General features: G+C 29.4%; 19 protein-coding genes. 3 read left to right on the top strand and 16 right to left on the bottom strand.

What is annotated here, in order from left to right; all coding sequences use genetic code 11:
* Positions 1-111: 111 nt before the first annotated feature.
* The 14 genes from pnp to ACTG45_RS06735 form a co-directional block, all read right to left on the bottom strand.
* Positions 112-2,223, bottom strand: a complete 2,112-nt coding sequence (pnp, locus tag ACTG45_RS06800; RefSeq protein WP_169465617.1) for a polyribonucleotide nucleotidyltransferase — start codon at positions 2,221-2,223, stop codon at positions 112-114.
* A 123-nt stretch (positions 2,224-2,346) separates the two neighbouring features.
* A complete protein-coding gene (locus tag ACTG45_RS06795; protein ID WP_479920043.1) occupies positions 2,347-3,192 on the bottom strand; it encodes a DegV family protein in 846 nt (281 codons plus the stop codon).
* Positions 3,193-3,431: 239 nt separating this feature from the next.
* Positions 3,432-3,689 (bottom strand): 30S ribosomal protein S15, encoded by a 258-nt coding sequence (gene rpsO / locus ACTG45_RS06790; protein WP_021384061.1) that lies wholly within the window; start codon positions 3,687-3,689, stop codon positions 3,432-3,434.
* Positions 3,690-3,792: 103 nt separating this feature from the next.
* Positions 3,793-4,722: a bifunctional riboflavin kinase/FAD synthetase gene (locus ACTG45_RS06785; protein ID WP_479920042.1), complete on the bottom strand. Its 930-nt coding sequence runs from the start codon at positions 4,720-4,722 to the stop codon at positions 3,793-3,795.
* A 131-nt stretch (positions 4,723-4,853) separates the two neighbouring features.
* Positions 4,854-5,759, bottom strand: coding sequence for a tRNA pseudouridine(55) synthase TruB (gene truB, locus ACTG45_RS06780; RefSeq protein ID WP_021384020.1), 906 nt, complete (start codon positions 5,757-5,759; stop codon positions 4,854-4,856).
* A gap of 12 nt (positions 5,760-5,771) precedes the next feature.
* Positions 5,772-6,755 (bottom strand): DHH family phosphoesterase, encoded by a 984-nt coding sequence (locus ACTG45_RS06775; protein WP_479920041.1) that lies wholly within the window; start codon positions 6,753-6,755, stop codon positions 5,772-5,774.
* Positions 6,736-7,116 carry a 30S ribosome-binding factor RbfA gene (rbfA, locus tag ACTG45_RS06770; protein ID WP_021384033.1) on the bottom strand — a complete coding sequence of 127 codons (381 nt, stop codon included), beginning with the start codon at positions 7,114-7,116 and terminating at the stop codon, positions 6,736-6,738. The genes ACTG45_RS06775 and rbfA overlap by 20 nt, the downstream gene beginning before the upstream one ends.
* Before the next feature lie 42 nt (positions 7,117-7,158).
* Complete coding sequence (infB, locus tag ACTG45_RS06765; RefSeq protein WP_021384052.1) at positions 7,159-9,099, bottom strand: translation initiation factor IF-2; 1,941 nt, start codon at positions 9,097-9,099, stop codon at positions 7,159-7,161.
* 21 nt (positions 9,100-9,120) lie between these two features.
* Positions 9,121-9,432 carry a L7Ae/L30e/S12e/Gadd45 family ribosomal protein gene (locus ACTG45_RS06760; RefSeq protein WP_021384040.1) on the bottom strand — a complete coding sequence of 104 codons (312 nt, stop codon included), beginning with the start codon at positions 9,430-9,432 and terminating at the stop codon, positions 9,121-9,123.
* Positions 9,422-9,703: an RNase P modulator RnpM gene (gene rnpM, locus ACTG45_RS06755; protein WP_044213074.1), complete on the bottom strand. Its 282-nt coding sequence runs from the start codon at positions 9,701-9,703 to the stop codon at positions 9,422-9,424. The genes ACTG45_RS06760 and rnpM overlap by 11 nt, the downstream gene beginning before the upstream one ends.
* A gap of 6 nt (positions 9,704-9,709) precedes the next feature.
* The gene (gene nusA, locus ACTG45_RS06750) at positions 9,710-10,864 is read right to left on the bottom strand and encodes a transcription termination factor NusA (protein ID WP_021384044.1); all 1,155 of its coding nucleotides are present in this window, start codon (positions 10,862-10,864) and stop codon (positions 9,710-9,712) included.
* A 30-nt stretch (positions 10,865-10,894) separates the two neighbouring features.
* The gene (locus ACTG45_RS06745) at positions 10,895-11,356 is read right to left on the bottom strand and encodes a ribosome maturation factor RimP (protein WP_021384019.1); all 462 of its coding nucleotides are present in this window, start codon (positions 11,354-11,356) and stop codon (positions 10,895-10,897) included.
* A 201-nt stretch (positions 11,357-11,557) separates the two neighbouring features.
* On the bottom strand, positions 11,558-15,856 hold the full coding sequence (locus ACTG45_RS06740; protein ID WP_479920040.1) for a PolC-type DNA polymerase III: 4,299 nt from the start codon (positions 15,854-15,856) through the stop codon (positions 11,558-11,560).
* Positions 15,857-16,069: 213 nt separating this feature from the next.
* Positions 16,070-17,920 carry an SH3 domain-containing protein gene (locus tag ACTG45_RS06735; protein ID WP_479920039.1) on the bottom strand — a complete coding sequence of 617 codons (1,851 nt, stop codon included), beginning with the start codon at positions 17,918-17,920 and terminating at the stop codon, positions 16,070-16,072.
* Between the two features lie 314 nt (positions 17,921-18,234).
* On the opposite strand from ACTG45_RS06735, the gene ACTG45_RS06730 reads away from it, so the two are divergent.
* Together ACTG45_RS06730 and ACTG45_RS06725 are read left to right on the top strand one after the other, a co-directional pair.
* Complete coding sequence (locus ACTG45_RS06730; RefSeq protein WP_479920038.1) at positions 18,235-18,972, top strand: NAD-dependent protein deacylase; 738 nt, start codon at positions 18,235-18,237, stop codon at positions 18,970-18,972.
* Between the two features lie 120 nt (positions 18,973-19,092).
* Positions 19,093-19,413 (top strand): MazG-like family protein, encoded by a 321-nt coding sequence (locus ACTG45_RS06725; RefSeq protein WP_021384031.1) that lies wholly within the window; start codon positions 19,093-19,095, stop codon positions 19,411-19,413.
* A 186-nt stretch (positions 19,414-19,599) separates the two neighbouring features.
* On the opposite strand, the gene ACTG45_RS06720 is transcribed toward ACTG45_RS06725, so the two are convergent.
* Positions 19,600-19,740: a hypothetical protein gene (locus tag ACTG45_RS06720; RefSeq protein WP_021384055.1), complete on the bottom strand. Its 141-nt coding sequence runs from the start codon at positions 19,738-19,740 to the stop codon at positions 19,600-19,602.
* 269 nt (positions 19,741-20,009) lie between these two features.
* On the opposite strand from ACTG45_RS06720, the gene ACTG45_RS06715 reads away from it, so the two are divergent.
* Positions 20,010-20,678 carry a TMEM164 family acyltransferase gene (locus ACTG45_RS06715; protein ID WP_479920037.1) on the top strand — a complete coding sequence of 223 codons (669 nt, stop codon included), beginning with the start codon at positions 20,010-20,012 and terminating at the stop codon, positions 20,676-20,678.
* Positions 20,679-20,770: 92 nt separating this feature from the next.
* Here the strand turns inward: ACTG45_RS06715 and ACTG45_RS06710 are convergent, their stop codons facing one another.
* The gene (locus ACTG45_RS06710) at positions 20,771-22,222 is read right to left on the bottom strand and encodes a leucyl aminopeptidase (protein ID WP_479920036.1); all 1,452 of its coding nucleotides are present in this window, start codon (positions 22,220-22,222) and stop codon (positions 20,771-20,773) included.
* Between the last annotated feature and the right edge of the window lie 2 nt (positions 22,223-22,224).

Raw genomic sequence — 22,224 nt, 5'->3', positions numbered from 1 at the left:
ATGATGTAAATACTTTTTTACATGTCAATATAATATATATCATTTAAGAAGATATATATTTACATTAAAAAAAGCAAAATCATAAGATTTTGCCTTTAATTATTTATTATATTATTTATTTTTATGTTCTGGTTTTGGTAAAAGAACTTTTCTTGATAAATTAACTCTTCCTTTTTCATCTATTTCTGTAACTTTAACTTCAACTTCATCTCCTATATTTAATACATCTTCAACTTTAGCAACTCTTTCATGAGCTATATGAGATATATGAAGTAATCCTTCTTTTCCTGGAAGTATTTCAATAAATGCACCAAAGTTCATTATTCTGCTTACTTTACCTTTATAAGTTTTTCCTACTTCTGGTTCGATTACTATATTATTTATAAGTTCTTGAGCTTTCTTAATCATATCAATCTCAATACCTGATATAAATACTTCTCCAGTTTGTTCGATATCTATCTTAACTCCAGTTTCATCTATTATCTTAGTTATTATCTTTCCACCAGGTCCTATTACATCCTTTATTTTATCAGGATTTATTTGCATTTTAACAATCTTAGGTGCATATGGTGAAAGTTCTGGTTTTGGTTGAGATATAGTTTTTCTCATTTCTCCTAGTATATGGATTCTACCTTCTTTAGCTTGTTTTAAAGCTCTTTGTAGAATTTCCTTATCTATACCATCTATTTTTATGTCCATTTGTATTGCTGTTATACCATATTCTGTACCAGCTACTTTAAAGTCCATATCTCCTAAATGGTCTTCCATACCTTGTATATCTGAAAGTACTGCAACCTTACCATCATGTTTTATAAGTCCCATAGCTATACCTGCAACCATATCTTTTATGGGTACACCTGCATCAAGTAAAGATAATGTTGAACCACATACACTTGCTTGAGATGTAGAACCATTTGAGCTTAATACTTCAGAAACTAATCTAATAGCATAAGGGAAGTCTTCTTGAGATGGTATCACTGGTAATAAAGCTCTTTCTGCTAAAGCACCATGTCCTATTTCTCTTCTTCCTGGTCCTCTTGATGGTCTAGCTTCCCCAACACTATATGCAGGGAAATTATAATGATGCATATATCTCTTATTTTCTTCTTCATCTAATCCATCTAACTTTTGAACATCTCCTAAAGCACCTAAAGTAGCTACATTAAGTACTTGAGTTTGACCTCTAGTAAATATAGCCGAACCATGAGCTCTAGGTATCATACCAGTTTCACACCATATAGGTCTTATTTCTTCTAATTTTCTATTATCTGGTCTTACATTTTCATGTACTATAAGCTTTCTTACTTCTTCTTTTATTATATCTTGTAATACTTCTTCTATATCTCCAATATAATCTTCAAAATCTTCAAGAGTTTCTTCAAAGTGAGCTAAAGTTTCTTCTTTAACTCTATCCATATTTTCCATTCTCTCTAATTTTTCAAAAGTTTGAACTGCTTCTTTCATCTTATCAGTTGCAAATTCACGAACTAATTGAGTTATTTCTTCTCCTGCATGGTACAATTCAACTTCTAATTTTTCTTTTCCAACTTCTGCAACTATACCATCTATAAACTCAACTACTTTTTTGATTTCTTGATGTGCAAATAAAATAGCCTCTAACATCACATCATCAGGAACTTCATCTGCTCCTGCTTCAACCATCATTATTGCTTCTTTTGTACCTGAAACAACTAAGTGCATTGAACTTTTTTCTCTTTGTTCTGCATTTGGATTTACAACAAAGGCACCATCTACAAGACCAACACATACTGAACCAGTTGGTCCATTAAATGGTATGTCTGATATAGAAAGGGCTATAGAAGAACCTATCATTGCGACTATATCTGGTGTGCAATCTTGGTCTACTGATAAAACAGTTGCAACTACCTGAACATCATTTCTAAATCCTTTTGGGAATAATGGTCTTATTGGTCTATCTATCAATCTTGATGTAAGTATCGCTTTTTCTGAAGGCTTACCTTCTCTTTTTAAAAAGCCTCCTGGTATCTTACCTACAGAGTATAATTTTTCTTCATAATCTACACTTAAAGGAAAGAAGTCTATTCCGTCTCTAGGTTTAGCCGATTTAGTTGTATTCACCATTACCATACTATCACTGTATCTAACTATACAGCTACCACTAGTCATTTCACAAATTTTTCCTATTTCTACAGAAAGTTCTCTTCCTGCAAAATCCATTTTAAATATTTTATGTTCAAACATTAATGCTTGTCCTCCTCTTATTAAAAACACGTATATCACTCTATTTACTATATTATCAAAAATACTATAAATTAACAATATAAAATTATCTTTACACATATATGCAAAAAGCTTATATTACTACTAATTAGAGCAACTTATAGCTAATATATCTGGCCCTGTATGAGAGCAAATAGAAACGCCTCCTCGAGTAAATAACACTCTTCTTGCTTTTATTCTTTTGTTTACTTCTTCTTTTAATATTTCACAATCATGAAAATTATCTCCACAACCTATCGTAACAATTTTTCCTTCTAAAGACCCTTCATTCATCTCTAATATTATATCAACCAATTTACTTGCTATATTCTTTACTCCTCTAACCTTATTTACTAACTTAGCTTCCCCATTATCAAAGAAAAATATAGGCTTTATATTCAACATATTTCCTATCAAAGCAGTTGCCACTGGAACCCTTCCGCTTTGTTTTAAAAAATCAAGTGTATATGGTGCGAAAAGTAATCTCACACTACTACGAGTATTTTCTAATTCTTCTATAATTTCTTCAAATGCCAATCCTTCTTCAAGAAGTTCACATGCTTTTATAACATATTGTCCACTACCAAGAGATAAGTTTCGAGTATCAAATATATGTATTTTTTCATTTTCATCTACATCATTTTTAGCTATCATAGCACTTTGAAAAGTCCCTGATGCATTTGCTGCTCCTGTCATGCAGATTATATGGTATCCATCTTCTACAAACCTATCAAATACTTCCTTAAACTCCATATATGTAGCCTGTGATGTTTTAGGTATTTGCTTAATTTCTTTTACTTTTTTATAAAACTCTTCTTTATTTATATCTACTCCTTCTATATATTCTCTATCATTAAAAATAACTGTAAGTGGAACTATTTCTATATAATCTTTTTCTGATATTTCATCTGGAATATCACATAAACTATCACATACTAACTTTATTTTCAAAATAATATCCTCCTTATTCCAACTAATTATACTGTTATAAAGTTTCTATATTTATATTGTCTTTCCTTTTAAATTAATTATGTATTTATATATTTCTCTAATATTCTTACCCAATATTATTCATTTTATAATTTTTTATAATATATAAACTACTTTTATTATTAACTATTTTACTTTATAATGAATTAACTATAAAAAAGCAGGTATACACTATACCTGCTTTTTTATAAAGAATGAAATTACTTTCTTAATCCTAACTTAGCTATTAATGCTCTATATCCTTCAAGATCTTTTTCTTTTAAGTAAGCTAATAAGTTTCTTCTTCTACCAACCATTTTTAATAGTCCTCTTCTTGAATGGTGGTCTTTCTTATGAGTTTTTAAATGTCCATTTAACTCGTTTATTCTAGCTGTTAATAAAGCTATTTGTACTTCTGGAGAACCAGTATCTCCTTCAACTCTTCCAAATTCTTTGATTATTTCTGACTTGTTTATCATTTAGATTACCTCCGTATTTTTTTAGAAACGCCTATTACTAAGCATTGATTGGAGTATTCAAATGCCGAGTAATGGTTATTTTCCTTAATCATTTTATCATACATTACTTGTTTTTGCAAACATAGTTTTCGTATACATAATTTGTGTCATTAAACAATTGATTTTTTAAGTCATCTATTGAATTAAATTTTCTCTCATCCCTTATTCTTTCCAAAAACTCAACAATTATATTTTTACCATAAATATCTCTGTCAAACTCTAAAATATTGGTTTCAATAGATAAAGATTTTCCATTGACTGTTGGGTTATAGCCTACATTTGTAGCACCAAAATAAGCCTCATCTCCAATATGTACAATAGAAGCATAAATACCTCTCTTTGGAACGAGCATATTGTTCTTAAGGTCAATATTTGCTGTTGGAAATCCCATAGTTCTTCCAAGGTGTTTAGAATGTATAACACACCCTTCTAACTTGTAATTACGACCTAAATACTCTTTAACATTAGCCATGTCGCCTTGGGATACTAAACTTCTAATATAAGTACTACTCACTCTTACATCATTTATTTTGATTGGTTTTATTACTTCTACCTCAAAACCAAATTCATGTTCTAAGCTTTTTAATAGATTAACATTACCTTCTTTTGCTCTTGCAAATGTAAAGTCATGGCCAATTACTATTTTTTTAGCTTTTAATTTTTTTACTAGTATCTCGTCTACGAAATCCTTTGCAGGTATTTTAGTCATATACTCATCAAATGGTATGATTACAACTATATCTATTCCCAAGTCTTCTAATAATTTTATCTTGTCATTCTTGCTTATAATATTTTTTGTTGAGTTTGGTCTAAAGTAATTTACAGGATGATTTGCAAAGGTAAATACAATACTTTGTATATTTTGTTTTTTTGCATATTCAACTGTTTTTTTTATAAGAACTTGATGTCCTTTGTGTACACCATCAAAGTTTCCTATGGTAATGACGCTTTCTTTTATGTTTGCTATTTCTGCTATAGATTTTATAATCACCATAATAAATGTTCCCCGCTAAAATTATAATTTACTCTTAACTTATTCACAAACTATTATAGCATAAGTAAAAGAGATAGACTATAGAAGTTATTATAGTACTATCTCTTTTGGAATTCTTTTAAATACATTAATTATATGAACATCTTATCACTTTTAACACTTATTGTATTATTATGTTTTGATAATTTTCCTAATCCTAAGAAGTTATCTGTGCTATACACCCTTACAAATTCATCATTCTTATTGAGATTATCTTTCAAAAATCTTTTATCATCTATTGAACCACCATTGCTATAATATTTTATAGCATTAGGATTTAATACAATATAATTAAATGAATCAAGTACATAATCTATATCATATAAGTGTTTGTCTAAAGTTTTATTTTCATAAAATGATTCTAGTTCTTCTAATGTTATTGAATTATCTAAATCAAATTTACCAGAAGATGTTCTATTCAAAAATGACATATGTGCTCCACAACCTAGGTATTCTCCTATATCATGACAAATACTTCTTACATAAGTCCCTTTAGAACACTCAACATAAAACATTACTTTGTTACCTTTTATACTGAGTATTTTTATGTCTTTTATATTCACTCTTCTAGTTTTTAAAGTAATTTCAGATTGTCTACCACTTCTTACTAAATCACACATTCTCTTTCCATTTACTTTTAAAGCTGAATAGATTGGAGGAAGCTGACTTATTTCTCCTCTTTGTGTATCAAAAGCTTTTTCTATATCTTCATTACTCAACTTAAAATCATCAACTTTTTTTAAAATTTCACCTGAGGCATCATAAGTATCTGTACTTATACCTAAAGTAAGCTCACATATATATGATTTATCTTTGTTTAAAATAACTTCACATACTTTTGTAGCTTTTCCTATACAGATTGGTAAAACACCTGAAGCATCTGGGTCAAGAGTACCTGTATGACCGACTTTTTTTATATTTAAAATCTTTCTCACTCTACTTACAACATCATGAGATGTCATACCTGTAGGTTTCAATATACTTATAATCTTATTCATTTTACTGTCACCTTAAATTGATTTTAACACTGCCTCTAATACCATTTTTTTTGCATTCTCAACATTATCTCTAATAGTACATCCAGCAGCTCTTACATGACCACCACCGCCAAATAACTTGGCTATTTCACTTACATCAACATAATTTTTTGACCTAAAACTTACTTTAATTTCATCTTGTTTTTTCTCTTTAAATAGAATTCCAACTTCAATTCCTTTTATATCTCTTGTATATGTTGTTATTCCATCAACATCGTTGAAACTTGTATTATTTCTATTCATCATGTCTTGAGTTAAAACTATACTAGATACTTTTGAATCAAATATTTCCAAAGATTTTAAAGCTTCTCCTAATAATTTATAGTAATCAGAAGAATTACTTTGATATATATTTTGTATTATAGTATTTTTTTCTGCACCTAAAACAAGTAAATTTTTTGCCATTTCAAAACTACTTGCATGCACATTTGAATATGAAAAGTTTCCAGTATCAGTTACAAGACCTGTATATAAACATGTTGCTATATCTTTATTTATAATCTCAATATCTTTTATTTGCTGGAATCTAATCAATAAATTATAAACTAGCTCACATGTAGAGGATGCATCCATATCTACATAATTTAAATCCCCATATGAATCATTACTAGCATGATGGTCAATACAGATTACTTTTGATGCATTACTTTTGATTTCATCACTTACGCATATTCTCATTTCATCTCCACAATCAAGTGCTATTAGAGAATACTGATTCATATCAAGTTCATTAGACTTATAAATTTTTACGTCTTCAACCAAAAACTTTAAATTTAATGGTGCTTCATCATCAAGTACATAATATACTTTTTTCCCTAAGTTTTTTAATGTATAATACATCGAAAGTGTAGAACCAATATTATCTCCATCTGGGCTAATATGAGAGGTAACTATAAAATAGTCACCCTCATAAATATAGTTTATAATACTATCAATATTATTCATCATAATTTTCATCCTCATTTTTTTGAGTATTTTTTTCATTAACTCTTTTTATAAGGCTATCCATATACATTCCTTTTTCTATTGAATCATCAAGCTTAAACATTATTTCAGGAATATATCTAAGTTTTATATTTTTTCCTACTTCTCTTCTTATATACCCTCCAGCACTTTTAAGTCCTGTTAGTGTAGATTCTTCATCTCCACCTAAAATACTTACATATACATAAGCGTATCTTAGGTCATTTGTAACTTCTACATCAGTTACACTTACCATAGATGTTATTCTAGGGTCTTTTACTCCATTTATAAGCATAGTACTTACTACTTTTCTTATTTCTTCTGCTATTCTTCTTGTTCTATTATATGATGCCATACCATCGACCTTCTTTACTAACTGATTTTCTTTGATACGAATTTATAATTTTCTTTCTACTTCTTTAGTTATATAAGCCTCTACTACATCGCCTTCTTTTATATCGTTATAATTTACAAAACTCATACCACATTCGTATCCAGAATTAACTTCTTTTACATCATCTTTAAATCTCTTAAGTGCTGCAAGTTCACCTTCATGTATTATTATACTATCTCTAACTAATCTAACTTTACAGTTTCTAAATATCTTACCATTAGTTACATAACATCCAGCTACTGTTCCAACACCAGATATTTTATATATTTCTCTTATTTCAGCTTTTCCTGTTTCTTCATCAACATATTCAGGGTCTAACATACCAGTCATAGCAGCTTGTATATCTTCTATGGCTTTGTATATTATAGTATATGTTCTTATATCAACATTTTCTTTTTCTCCTAGAGATTCTGCACCTGGAACTGGTCTTACATTGAATCCTATTATTATTGCATTAGAAGCTGCTGCAAGTAATATATCTGATTCTGTTACAGCTCCAACACCTCCATGTATTACTTTAACTTGAACTTCTTCATTTGATAGTTTTTCTAAAGATTGTTTAACTGCCTGTACTGAACCTTGTACGTCTGCTTTTATAACTATATTAAGGTCTTTTATAGAACCTTCACTCATTTGACTAAATAAAACATCTAGTGATAATCTTTGAGTTGATTTTAACATTTCATCTCTGACTATTTGCTGTCTTCTTGCTGCTACACTTCTAGCAATTTTGTCAGTTGGAACCTCAACAAATTGGTCTCCACCTTGTGGAACTTCTGATAAACCTAATATCTCAACTGCTGTAGATGGTCCTGCTGTTTTTACTCTTTTCCCTTTTGCATTTATCATTGCTCTAACTTTACCACATGCAGCACCTGCAACGATTGGGTCACCTACTGTTAAAGTACCACCTTGAACAAGTACTGTTGCAACTGGACCTCTTCCTTTATCAAGCTCAGCTTCTATAACAGTTCCTACTGCTCTTTTATTTGGATTTGCTCTTAATTCTTCCATTTCAGCAACCAATAATACCATTTCTAAAAGTGTATCTATTCCTTCTTTTTTCTTAGCTGATACTGGAACTGCTATTACTTCTCCACCCCAGTCTTCAACTAATAATCCTTGGTCTGCTAATTCTTGTTTTACTTTATCTGGATTTGCACCTGGTTTATCTATTTTATTGATAGCAACTATTAAAGGTACTCCTGCTGCTTTAGCATGGTTTATAGCTTCTACTGTTTGAGGCATTATACCATCATCTGCTGCAACCACTAATATTGCTATATCTGTAACTTGTGCTCCTCTTGCTCTCATTGATGTGAAAGCCTCATGTCCTGGAGTATCTAAAAATACTATTTTTTGTCCATTAATTTTAACTTCTGAAGCACCTATATGCTGAGTTATTCCTCCTGCTTCACCTGAAATTACATCAGTTTTTCTTATTGCATCTAGTAGAGATGTTTTACCATGGTCAACATGTCCCATAACTGTAACAACTGGTGGTCTAGATTTTAAATCCTCTTCTTTATCTTCTTCAATTTCCATTAAAGCTTCTATTTCTAAAGCTTCTGTATCATCACTTTCAGCTACTGTTAGTTCAAATCCATAGTCTTTGGCAACTAAAGCACCAATTTCAAAACTTATCTCTTGATTTATTGTTGCCATAGTTCCCATTTTCATGAGCTTCATAATTACTTCTGATGGAGATTTATCTAACTCTGTTGCTAATGCTTGAACTGTTAGCTTTCCATCTATCTCTATAACATTTTCATTTTCTTTAGATGAAGCTTCATTTAAGAATTCTAATACTAATTCTAATTCTTCTCCTTCTAATACTGAATCTTTATCAGCTACATTTATATCTAATTCAGTTAACTTATTCATAAGCTCTTCATTTGATATATTTAATTCTTCTGCTATTTGGTATACTCTTGTTTTTGACACAAGATCACCCCCTATTTTATTTTAAACTTCTATTAGTTCAATTATCTTTTTAGAAAAATTTTCATCTTTTACTCCTACAACTGCTCTTGGAGATTTTCCTATTGCAAATCCTATTTCCTCTTTTGTTGAAAAAAATAGATATGGAATATTTCTAAAAGTTGATTTATCCTTAAAAAGTTTTTTAGTATTATTTGATGCATCTTCTGCTATTAAAACCAACTTTACTTTTCCTTTTTTCAAGTCAAGCAAAGTTGAGTCATCACCAGACACTATTTTCCCTGCACGAGTTGCGAGCCCTAAGAATGAATGTATTTTTTCTTTATTATTTTTCATATTCTTCTAACTCCATAAGTAGATTATCATAGACTTCATCAGGAACATCTATCTTAAAAGCTTTATTTAATGCTTTGCTTTTGATAGCCTTTTTGAGACATTCAGAGCTTTTACATACATATGCTCCTCTTCCATTAGCTCTTCCTGTTTGGTCTAAAAATATTTTTCCTTCTTTATTTTTAACTATTCTTATAAGCTCTTTTTTAGAGTCTCTATCTTGACATGCTATGCATTTTCTTTGAGGCACTTTTTTTACTTTTTTCAAAATCATCCCTCCTTACTCTTCTTCACTAAAAGTATCATCTGAAGTATCTAACTCTTCTTGGTTGATAGATTCAGCTTTAACATCCTCATCTTCTATTTCTCTGGAATTTTCAAGATTTAACATTTCTTGTTCTGCTTGAGATTCGCTCTTAATATCTATCTTCCAGTTAGTCAATTTTGCTGCAAGTCTTGCATTTTGACCTTCTTTACCTATAGCAAGCGATAACTGATAATCTGGAACAATTACTAAGGCAGATTTTTCATCTTCATTTATATCTACTCTAACAACTTTTGATGGGCTAAGTGCTGCTGATATAAACTCTGCTGGGTCTTCACTATATTTTATTATATCTATTTTTTCATCACCAAGTTCATCCACTATATTTTTTACTCTAAGTCCTTTTGGTCCAACACAAGCTCCAATTGGGTCTATTTTTTCATCTATAGACCTTACTGCCATTTTAGTTCTTGACCCTGCTTCTCTTGCTACAGATTTTATTTGAACTATTCCTTCATATATTTCAGGAACTTCTTCTTCAAACAATCTCTTTACTAGACCTGGATGACTTCTTGATACAACTATTTGAGGTCCTTTATTAGTCTTTTTAACTTCAAGTATATAGAATTTTATTTTTTGACCTGCTTTATAATTCTCAAATGGTATTTGCTCACTTTGAGTCATTATACCTTCTATTCTTCCAAGGTTTACATAAACAATGTTTTTATTTGCTCTAGCAACCTCTCCTGTAACTATTTCATTTTCTTTTTCTATAAATTCATTATACACTATTTCTCTCTCAGCTTCTCTTATTCTTTGAACAACTACTTGTTTTGCTGTCTGAGCTGCAATTCTTCCAAAGTTTTTAGGAGTAACTTCATGCTCTATAATATCGCCTAATTCATAATTAGGGTTTATCTCTCTAGCATCTGCTAACTCTATTTCTAAGAAAGTATCATATAAATCTGATTCATCAACAACAACTCTTTGAGAAAATACTTTTATATCTCCCTTGTCTCTATCAAATTCAACTCTAACGTTTTGTGCTGAACCAAAGTTTTTCTTATATGCAGTTAAAAGAGCTTGTTCTATAGTATCTATAAGTATCTCTTTATCTATACCTCTATCAACCACTAATTCGTTTAGTGCTTCCATAAATTCATGATTCATTTTTTTATTTCCTCCCTATTTAATATACCACTAAAACTTTATTGCTAATCTGACAATAGCAACATCTTTTCTATTAAATTCCATTTCTTCACTATTTACAATGATTTTTATATTATTATCTTCTGTTAGTCCTACAAGTTCACCTTCAAATTGTTTACATCCATTTAATGCTTTATATAGTTTTAAATCTACATCTCTACCTTGGTATCTTACAAAATCTCTATCTTTTTTTAATGCTCTATCAAGTCCTGGAGAAGATACTTCTAAAAAATAATTCTCCTTTATAGGGTCTTTTTCATCTAATATTGGGCTTAATTCTCTACTAACTAATTCACATTCATTTAAAGATATTCCTTCTTCTTTATCTATGTATACTCTTAAGTAGTATTCTCCCGCTTCTTTTACATATTCAACATCAACCATTTCAAATCCATGTTCATCTGTTATTTTAGTTACAATCTCTTCAATTGTAGCTTCTAAATTTTTTTTCATTAAATTTCCTCCTATTCAATTGTAAATGACCAGTCACTATAATTTTAAATAAAACATATTTAATAAAATTAAACTGGTTTTAATAATATATTTAAAATAAAAGAGTGAGAACAGCTGTCTCACTCTTAGTTTCTGCAAAGTATACTATTTTCTATACTATGATATCATAAAATTCTTTTATTTGCAACTTTTTGAACTAACTTAAAACAGTGACAATTGATTTCTCTCACTCATATTCTCAAGTGAACCATGATTAGTAAGAGTTTCTATTACCGTTTTTGATATTTTCGTTCTCTTTCTCAAATCTTCTTTTGATATAAATTCACCATTTTTTCTTTCATTTTGAATATTTATAGCAGCATTGCCTCCAAGGCCTTGTATTGCTGCCATTGGTGGAAGTAATGTCTTTTCTCCCACTACTATAAAATCAGTCGCATCTGATTTGTATATATCAACTGGCAATAGCTTTATTCCTCTAGCATACATTTCAAGAGCAACTTCTAATACTGTTAACATACCTTTTTCTTTCGTAGTTGCATCGTTCCCTAATGCTTCAATTTCATTTATTTTTGATTTTATAGAATCTAGACCTTTAACAATTAAATCTGCATCAAAATCTTCAACTTTTGTAGTAAAATAAGTTGCATAAAATGCTTCTGGATAGTGAACTTTACAATATGCAATTCTGAATGATGTCATAACATAAGCAACAGCATGTGCTTTTGGGAACATGTATTTAATCTTTTTACATGAACCTATATACCACTCTGGAACATCATTTTTCTTCATTTCTTCAATATGTTCTGGCTTTAGACCTTTACCTTTTCTTACACTCTCCATTATTGTAAAACTCATTTTTGGAGGTAATCCTTTAAATATTAAATAGTTCATTATATCGTCTCGTGTTGATATAACATCTTTTAACCCAACTATGTCTTCTCTAACTAAATCTTGTGCATTGTTTACCCAAACATCTGTACCATGGGAAAGACCAGATATACGTACAAGCTCAGCAAATGTAGTAGGCTTTGTGTCAAGTAGCATCTGACGTACAAATTTAGTTCCAAACTCAGGTACAGCAAGACAACCTATTGGACAATTTATCTCTTCTGGAGTAACTCCCAATGCCTCTGTAGATGTAAATAAAGACATAGTCTCTTCATCATCTAATGGTATTTCTGTTATATTTATTCCAGTAATATCTTCAAGCATTCTTATTATGGTAGGACCGTCGTGTCCAAGTATATCCAATTTCAGTATTCTACCACTTATTGAATGATAATCAAAGTGAGTAGTTATTACACCACAAGAAGTATCATTTGCTGGATATTGAATAGGTGTAAAATCATACACATCTTTATAATCTGGTATAACCATAACTCCTCCTGGATGCTGTCCTGAAGTTCTTTTTACTCCTGTACAACCATTTGAAAGTCTGAGTACTTCTGCATTTGGTACGCTTATATTATTTTCCTCTACATATTTTCTTGCATATCCAAACGCTGTTTTCTCTGCTACAGTACCTATGGTACCTGCTCTATATACATACCCCTCCCCAAATAATTCTTCTGTGTATTTATGAATTATCGGCTGATAATTTCCAGAGAAATTTAGGTCTATATCTGGCTCTTTATCACCTTCAAAACCTAAAAATACTTCAAATGGTATATCATGACCATTCTTTGCAAGCTTTCTTCCACATTTTGGGCAATCTTTATCTGGTAAATCAACTCCTGAACCCCATTCACCTATTTCATAAAAGAATGAATATTTACAATCTTCATTTTCACAAATATAGTGTGCTGGAAGAGGATTAACTTCTGTTATATCACTCATTGTCGCTGCAAAAGACGACCCAACTGAACCTCTTGAACCAACTAGATAACCATCTGAAAGAGATTTTGCAACTAGTTTCTGAGCTATAATATACATGACTGCATATCCATTACTTATTATCGAATTTAATTCCCTATCTAGTCTTTTTTGAACTATTTCTGGTATTGGTTCCCCATAGATTCGTCTAGCCTTTTCATAACACATTTCTCTTAATTCTACATCTGAACCTTCTATAATTGGTGGATAGGTATCGTCTGGTATAGGTTTTATATCTTCAACCATATCAGCAATTAAATTACTGTTTTCTACTACAACTTCATATGCCAATTCTTCACCAAGATAACCAAATTCTTCTAACATTTCATCTGTTGTTCTAAAATGTAAATAAGTTTCTTCTTCATCTACCTTAAAACCTTGAGAATACTTAAGAACTTTTCTTAACACTGCTTCATGTTTATCTAAAAAATGAACATCTCCAGTGGCTACTGGAATTTTATTAAATTTTTTAGCTGTATCAATTAGCTTTCTATTAAGTTCTCTTAACTCTTCTTCGTCTTTGACTTCTCCTTTATCAATCATAAATCTATTATTATCTATAGGCATTACTTCAATATAGTCATATAAATCTATTATTTTTTTCATTTCGTCATCAGGTACATTTTTCTTTACAGCTTGAAAAACTACTCCTGCTTCACATGCTGAACCAATTATCAAGCCCTCTTTATATTCATTCAATACACTTCTAAGTATTCTTGGAGCTCTGAAAAAATGATTTACATGTGCATCTGAAATTATTTTATATAAGTTTTTTATACCTACAGAATTTTTTGCTATTAAGGTTATATGATTTGTGCTAAGCTTTGTATAATCAATTTTCCCAAGTACATTGTTTACATCACTTAAAGTTTTTGCACCTTTTTCTGTAAGTATCTGTAAAAATTTATTAAATATAAGTGCTGTAGCCTCAGCATCATCGACTGCTCTATGGTGATTCAAAAGAGGTATACCAAGCTCTTTAGCAACAAGATTCAATCTATGTCTTTTTAATTTTGGCAACATGACTCTTGCCAGCATAAGGGTATCCACTTTTTTGTTGTTGTATAATAAACCTTGTTCTCTACACTTTTGTGATATAAATCCTGTATCAAACTCTGCATTATGTGCTACTAATACACTATCTCCAACAAATTCCATAAACTTAGGGAGAACCTCTTCAATGGTTGGCTTATCTTTTATTAGCTCATTAGTTATTCCTGTTAATTCTTGTATTTTATAAGAAATATCTTTTTCTGGATTTATTAATTCACTAAATCTATCTACAATCTTAAAATTTTCTATTTTTACAGCACCAATTTCAGTTATTTTATCATTTGTATTGGAAAATCCAGTTGTCTCTATATCAAATACAACAAATGTTTGTGAAAGTTCTTTGTCATTTGCATCCTCTATAATAAGAGAATCATCTTCAACCAAGTATCCCTCTACTCCATAAAGTATTTTTATGTTATTTGCCTTACCTGCATTCATAGCATCAGGAAATCCTTGTACGACACCATGGTCTGTTATAGCAATAGCAGGATGTCCCCATTTAGCTGCACGTTCTACAAGCTTTTTGACAGAACAAATAGCATCCATAGAAGACATTTGTGTATGTGCATGTAATTCTACTCTTTTTTCTTCTGATTTGTCTTCTCTCTCTGGCCTAGATTCTTTTCTTATCCCACTAATCATCATACTAATTTCTCTTTGATATGTATCATAAACTATGTCACCTTTGATTTTTAAATATGCTCCTTTTTTAACATTTTCAAGTACTCCATCTTTATTTGTGTCTGTTAAAAATAGTTTACAACTTATTGAACTCGTATAGTCTGTAATTGATGCTATCATAAGTATTTTTCCGTTTTTAAGTTCCTTAGTTTCAACATCAAATATATCCCCAACAACTGCAACTGTTCCAGAAGATGAGTTTAATTCAGCTATATTCTCAATCATGGCATTTGCATTATCTCCATAGACTAAGTTTTCATCTACTTCAGACTTAATGATATAACTTTCTTCTTCATGTTCTTCACAATTATTAATCTTTCCAATTTCTAAAGCTCTAATTTTTTCTTCCATCTCTCTATCATTAATTCTTATAAGTCTCTCTTTATTTATCTTTTCATCAACAGCTTTTTCAATTGTTATATTTAAATCTAATCCTAGCTCTTCACTAAGCACAGTTCTAAGCACATAAATTACATTTTTTTTCATTAATCGCTCATAAAATATACCTTTGGGAAGTTTTATTTTTAGTTCTTCATCTAAACAAAGAAATTCTACTTGTTTATACCATCCTGCTATAGATGGACAAAGATACTTCAATATATACAATATATTATTCCAATATTTTTTTATGACATCTTTATTAGATTTTCTTTCAAAACCAGTGAACCTTATCTTCATTCTCATATCTTTAAAGTAATCGAGTTTATACATCAATTCCTCTTTAAATTTATCTAAAAGCTCATGAGAAACAATATCTTTAGAAGTTAGGTAAAAGTAAACTATCTTGTCTTCTTTAAAATAAACTACTCTATTTATGTAAACTTCTTTAAGTTGCTTTCCAAGACCACTATTGTTAATTTCCAACTTATCTAAATATTCCTTAATACTTTCCATGTATATCCTCCTTTCTCAAAATTATCTTTTATATATTATTACCACTTTTTATCTATTTCTATCTATTATTCACTTATCTTTACTTAGAATTAATATTATAACATAAAAATTTTGCTAATATTAACTTTATACCTTGTAAATTATATACAAAAAGACTATAGATAATTTAAATAAAATGAAAACTACCCATAGTCTGTATTTTTTACTTATGTATTACTTGTATTGAGGAACCTCAAAAACTAAACTGCTTCCTCCTCCATAAAGACCAATTAGATTTTCCATAATCCCAGAAATTCCATTCGCCCAATTTACATCAGTTGCATATTGATGCCATGTATAATCATAATTCCACTTCATCTTGTAAATAGTATTTTGATTATATTTAGAACTGTTTATATAATTTTGAGATATCCACTTTGCAGAACCATCTATAGTAGCTTCTACACTAGTCCATCCATTAGAGTATGCTGCTTCTGCCCCTGAAACATTAGCACTTTTATCTATTGCTCCTATTCCAAAAAAATTGTATACTTTAACTGGTTTACTAAGAGGCTGTCCCTTATAAGATGTTAGCGTCTGACCTTGTGCAAGTGTAGATTTGCCATAGGCAGTTTCCCACATAGCATGTGATACCAGATATACAACATCTATATTGTACTTCTTAGCAGCATTTATAAATGCTGCTCCTTGATTTTTAAAGATACTAGAAGATAGACCATTAAGATATGAGTTTAAACTCGATTCTGAAATACCTCCTCTATAACTATTAATCTTCAAAAACTGCATCATACCTTTAGTAGTATTTGTAAAGTTTTTAGGATTTAAATAATACTCTATATCACTTGAACTTGCATTTACAAATGAACTTGTTCTCTGGGCTGAAAAAGTACTATATTCAGGACTTGGAGTGCTTTTTCTATTTCCTGGTGCTACTACATTTCCTCCTGCTGCTGCTTTCTCAACTTGTTTACTTATGTGAGATGCTAAAGTATAACTCAAAGATTTATAATCAATTTTAGCTCCACTTATACCAGACATTCCATTTACTTGACCTGATGATGATGAATTATTTCCACTATTATTAGAATTACTATTTGAGTTATCATTATTCGAGTTATCATTATTCGAATTGTCATTATTCGAATTGTCATTGCCTGTTGAATTGGATAAATAATTACCTACTACAAAGGCTTCTTTATTATTAAAATTAATTTTAGCCCATCCACTACTTTCTGATAGTACTTCTACTTTACTTCCTTTATAAACCTTTCCTAACTTACTATATGTAGAACCAGGTCCACTCCTTACATTTAAAGAAGCTGTATTTACAACTTTATCAGTATTTTTTTTATCATTATTTTGATTAGAATTATCTGAATTACTTTGGCTTACATCTGATAAGTACATACTAGATACATATGCATCTTTTCCATTATACTTTATTTTAGACCATCCATTACTCTCTGAAAGTACTTCCACTTTACTTCCTTTTGGTAACTTACCTAATAAACCATAACTTGTATTCGGCCCACTTCTTACATTTAGTGAAGTTGTATTTACTTGTTTAGTTTTTGAGTTATTAGTTGAGTTTGAAACATCTCCTAAATAAGAACTAGATACATATCCTAATCTTCCATCATATTTGATTTTAGACCATCCATTACTCTCTGATATTACTTCTACCTTTTGTCCTTTTTTTAATACAGTTATTATTCTATAACTTGTACCTGCTCCATTTCTCATATTTAAACTATTTGAAGTAACTTGTTTTTCTTTATTTGTAGATGTTCTTAAAGAATCACCATTTGATTTTGCTATATATTTTGACGAAGCCCAACCTTCTTGTCCAGATTCAGCTTTTATTTTATACCATCCATCAGAAGAGTCTTTAATCAAAACCTTGTCATCTTTCTTAGCAACAAAGGCTATACTACTTTCGGCAGTTGGCTCATTTCTTACATTTAAATAATTTATAGTCACTATACCTACATCACCATCAGCATGTGCATTTATCATACTTAAGGGTAATACAGCTAATGTTGCTAACGCTGCTTTTTTCTTCACGTACTTCCCCGCCCTTCTTATACACTAAAACAATTTTAATATAATTATACGACAACTTGTGATTTTAGTAAATATTGTCTATTTACATTTTGTATACATTCTTTTTATAAATTCTTTATTCTTCTTATTAAGCTATAGGTTTTTTAAATATGAAAATAGATTTTTTTTATAATCCTTATGATGTTACATGTGATTACCACATAAATTTATTTTGAGAATACCAAACTTATTTTAAAAACACTGAGTTCTAATAAAATAACATAAACATCCTAATATGTAGTACAATTTATATATAATAATTTGGAGGTGTAACTATGGATGCAAATAACTTAAAAGAATTGATAGCTAATCATAACAATATAGTATTTTTTGGTGGAGCAGGTGTGTCAACTGAGTCTAATATCCCAGACTTTAGAAGTTCTACTGGACTGTTTAGTCAGAAACTCAATAAACAATTTACTGCTGAACAATTAGTTTCACATACTTTTTTTGTTAGATACCCAGAAGATTTTTTTGAATTTTATAAAGATAAATTAATATATCCCAATGCAAAGCCAAACAATGCTCACATAGCTTTAGCAAAACTAGAAGAGATGGGTAAGCTTAAAGCTGTCATAACTCAAAATATTGATGGTCTTCATCAAATGGCTGGAAGTAAAAATGTTTTAGAATTACATGGCTCTGTACACAGAAATTATTGCACTAAATGTGGTAAGTTTTTTAATTTAGAATCTATGTTAAACTTAGGTGGTAATATTCCTTACTGTGACAACTGTGGTTCTATAGTAAAACCTGATGTAGTGCTTTATGAAGAAGCTCTCGACAATGATGTTATTACTAAAACAATCTCTGCTATAAGTAATGCTGATTTACTAATCATAGGGGGTACATCATTAGCTGTATATCCAGCTGCAAGTTTTATAGATTATTATAAAGGTAACTATATAGCTCTTATTAATAAAGCAAATACAGTTTATGATAAATCAGCTTCTCTTGTAATAAATAAGCCTATTGGAGAAGTTTTATATGATGCTGTATTAAGACAAATGTAGATTTATTTCACTATTTTTATTATATATATGAGTTTTTATGTTGAATTTAAAGTTTATTTTTAGTATTATCTTTGTTATGATGTTTTAGTAAAAATATGAATAACTTGAAAGGAGCTTTTTATGAAACTAAAAACTATATCCTTACCAGAACTTAATAATTTAGACCCAACACTAGAATCTACATTTATCAAAATGGGTGAAGAGCAAGGTGAATTAGCTGAATGTATAGGTAAATTCAGAAATCTAAGTGGAGAAAATAATGACTTAGATGAAGTTGATATTATAAAGAAAACTGCTAAGGAGCTAATGGATGTAGCTCAGACATGTGTTACTATGATGTTTAAGCTAGAAGAGCAATATGGTATTAATCTTGATGAAATACGCAAAGAACATATAAGTAAGTTAGAAAAAAGAGGCTACATAAAAAATATAGATAAGTAAGATTTATTGTTTGTACATTTTTATTGCTTGTACATTATTGAAGTAAATATTTAAAGATGGTATCACAAAATGATTTTTTACTTACATTTGAAATACCATCTTTTTTATTTATATCATTTTTAATATTTTTATAAAAATTTAAAATTCTTTAAGTAAATTTACTTTTACCATCAAGTTTTTATTACCCTATTCCTTTCGCCTTTCTTCATAAAGTTTACTGTATTCTTCCACAGCTTCATCCCATGCTTCTATATCATCTATCCCCTTTTCAACAGCTAATAAATGAACCATCTCAGCCAATTTTGATGCTGACTCTATTATTCCCATTTGTTACACCCTCTCTATTGTCAAATACTTACAAAAACTGTTAATTAGTTCTAATATTTGTTATTATTATTTCCAAAAACTCTAGTAAATAAAAATTTTTTTATTTTTTGACATGATTAGAATATATCTACAAAACAATAGAATGTTTTTAATTATCAAAATTTCTATAAAAAATCTAACTATTATTAAATTTTTTATATATTAAATTGAGAGATAATGAATATATTTATATAGATACATATTAAATTTATTATAGGAGAGAATATTATATGTTTAAAATTTTTCTTTTTTCTAGTGAACAATTTGTAAGCCTCTTTATATTTGGATTGTTTTTATACTATTGTCCAAAACTAACAAAAAATATTTTACCTTATAGCTACACCGTTGAGAAGATAATTTGTACATTAATGGTAATAGTTATGGCTTTAGAGCAATTTTTAATTATTTCTTCTGGTAATTATAGTACTCTAAACTCTTTACCAATTGGAATTAATTATATCTGCATATACCTGTGTATAGCTATACTTGTTTTTAAACAGTATCATCTTTTTAACATCTTTTTTTCTTGGAGTTTAGTTTGTTCAGTTGGAGAACTCATTTTTTCTAAAAACTTGGGTTATGAATTTCCTAGCTTAATATATTTTATATTTGTCTTTTCTAAGTGTCTGATAATTTATGCAAACATCTATATGGTCGATGTTAGAAAATTTAAAGTTAACAGATACGCACTTAGAGATAATTTAGCTATTTGTTTAATTTATTTTTCATTCATATTTTTACTAAACACATTTACAAATTCACAATACTACTATGGATTTTTAAGCCATAGCACAACTGCTATTTTTACATTTATTTTTGTTACTAGTATTATGTACATACCCGCTCTTTTATCTAATAGAGATACTTTTATACTTGAAAAAAAGAAAAAGAGTAAATAGTTTATTTAAACTCAAAAATAAAGCCACATAGATAATCTTATATATAAAAATTATCTATGTGGCTTTATAAGTTATATTTTATGATTGTTCCTTTACATTTCTGCTAAATAGTACAAAGTTCTAACAGGTTCTCCTGTTGCTCCCTTTGATTTGTATCCAATTGATTTTGATGATGTACTTGTTCCGGCAATATCCATATGTATCCATGGAGTATCACCAACAAATTCACCAATAAAAGCTCCGGCTGTTATACACCCAGCATTTTTACCTCCTATGTTTTTAAGGTCTGCTTCTTCTCCTTTTATCATATCTATAAATTCATCATAAATTGGCATCTTCCATACTCTTTCTCCAGACAAAGTAGATGCTTTTTCTAATTCACAATAGAATTCATCATTATTTGTAACTACAGGAGTTGCAACATTACCCAATAATGTTAAAGCAGCACCAGTTAATGTAGCTACATCAACTACCTTTGTTGCTTTTTCATTATTTATAATGTAATATATTGCATCAGCTAATGTAAGTCTACCTTCTGCATCTGTATTTAAAACTTCAATAGTTTTCTTTGCCATAGAATTAATTATATCCCCAGGTTTATATGAGCCTCCCGATAAAGAATTCTCACATGCAGCTATTACTGATATAACATTTTTCTTTAGTTTATTTTGAGATATAGCACACATAGCGCCTATGACACTTGCAGCACCAGCCATGTCTGTTTTCATGTCTAACATAGAAGCATTTGATTTTAAAGAATATCCACCTGTATCATAAGTCAATCCTTTACCTACTAATCCTAGTATATCTTTACTTTCTTTATTCCCAAAATATCGCATTACTATAAATCTTGGTTTATTAACAGAACCTCTTGAAACAGCAAAAAAAGCTTCCATTCCCAATGCTTTTATTTTTTCTTCTTCATAAACTTCAACATTAAATCCGAACTCTGCACCAAGTCTAATTGCTTCTATTGCTAATGTTTTTGGATAAATTATATTTGATGGTTCATTGACTAGGTTTCTAGCTATTATATTTGAATTAGCTAACACCATTGATTTTTCAATTTGACATTCAGCTTCCTTATCAGTAAATATAATTATATTATCAATTTCTCTTTTTTTAGAATCCTTGTCTTTTGTCTTATATTTATCGAACTTATAATTTCCAAGTAATACACCTTCTGTAAAAGCACCAATTTCATCGCTATTTAAATCAAGATTCAATATATTAATGTCATTACTCTTGTATTCTTTATTTTTCAATATATTTTTTAACTTCTTACATAAGTTTCCACCTATGATTCTAATTTTTTCTCTATTTAATAGCTCCCTCTTACCAAAACCAACAAAACAAATACTTACTAAATTACCATTTTCAAGTAATGTTACAGTATCTATATTATTTTCTTTAGCTTTAAAGTTTTTACTTACAGTATTTAATTCTTCAAATGTTGTAGAAACATCTTCACCATCAAACATTGCTACTACTGTTATAGCATTCTCTAGATTTTTTAATATTTCTTTAGAGCATTTTATCTTCATAC

The sequence above is a fragment of the Clostridioides sp. LIBA-7602 genome (assembly GCF_056688945.1).
The sequence above is the reverse complement of the archived record's forward strand: the minus strand, read 5'-3'. Positions and strand labels throughout refer to the sequence as shown.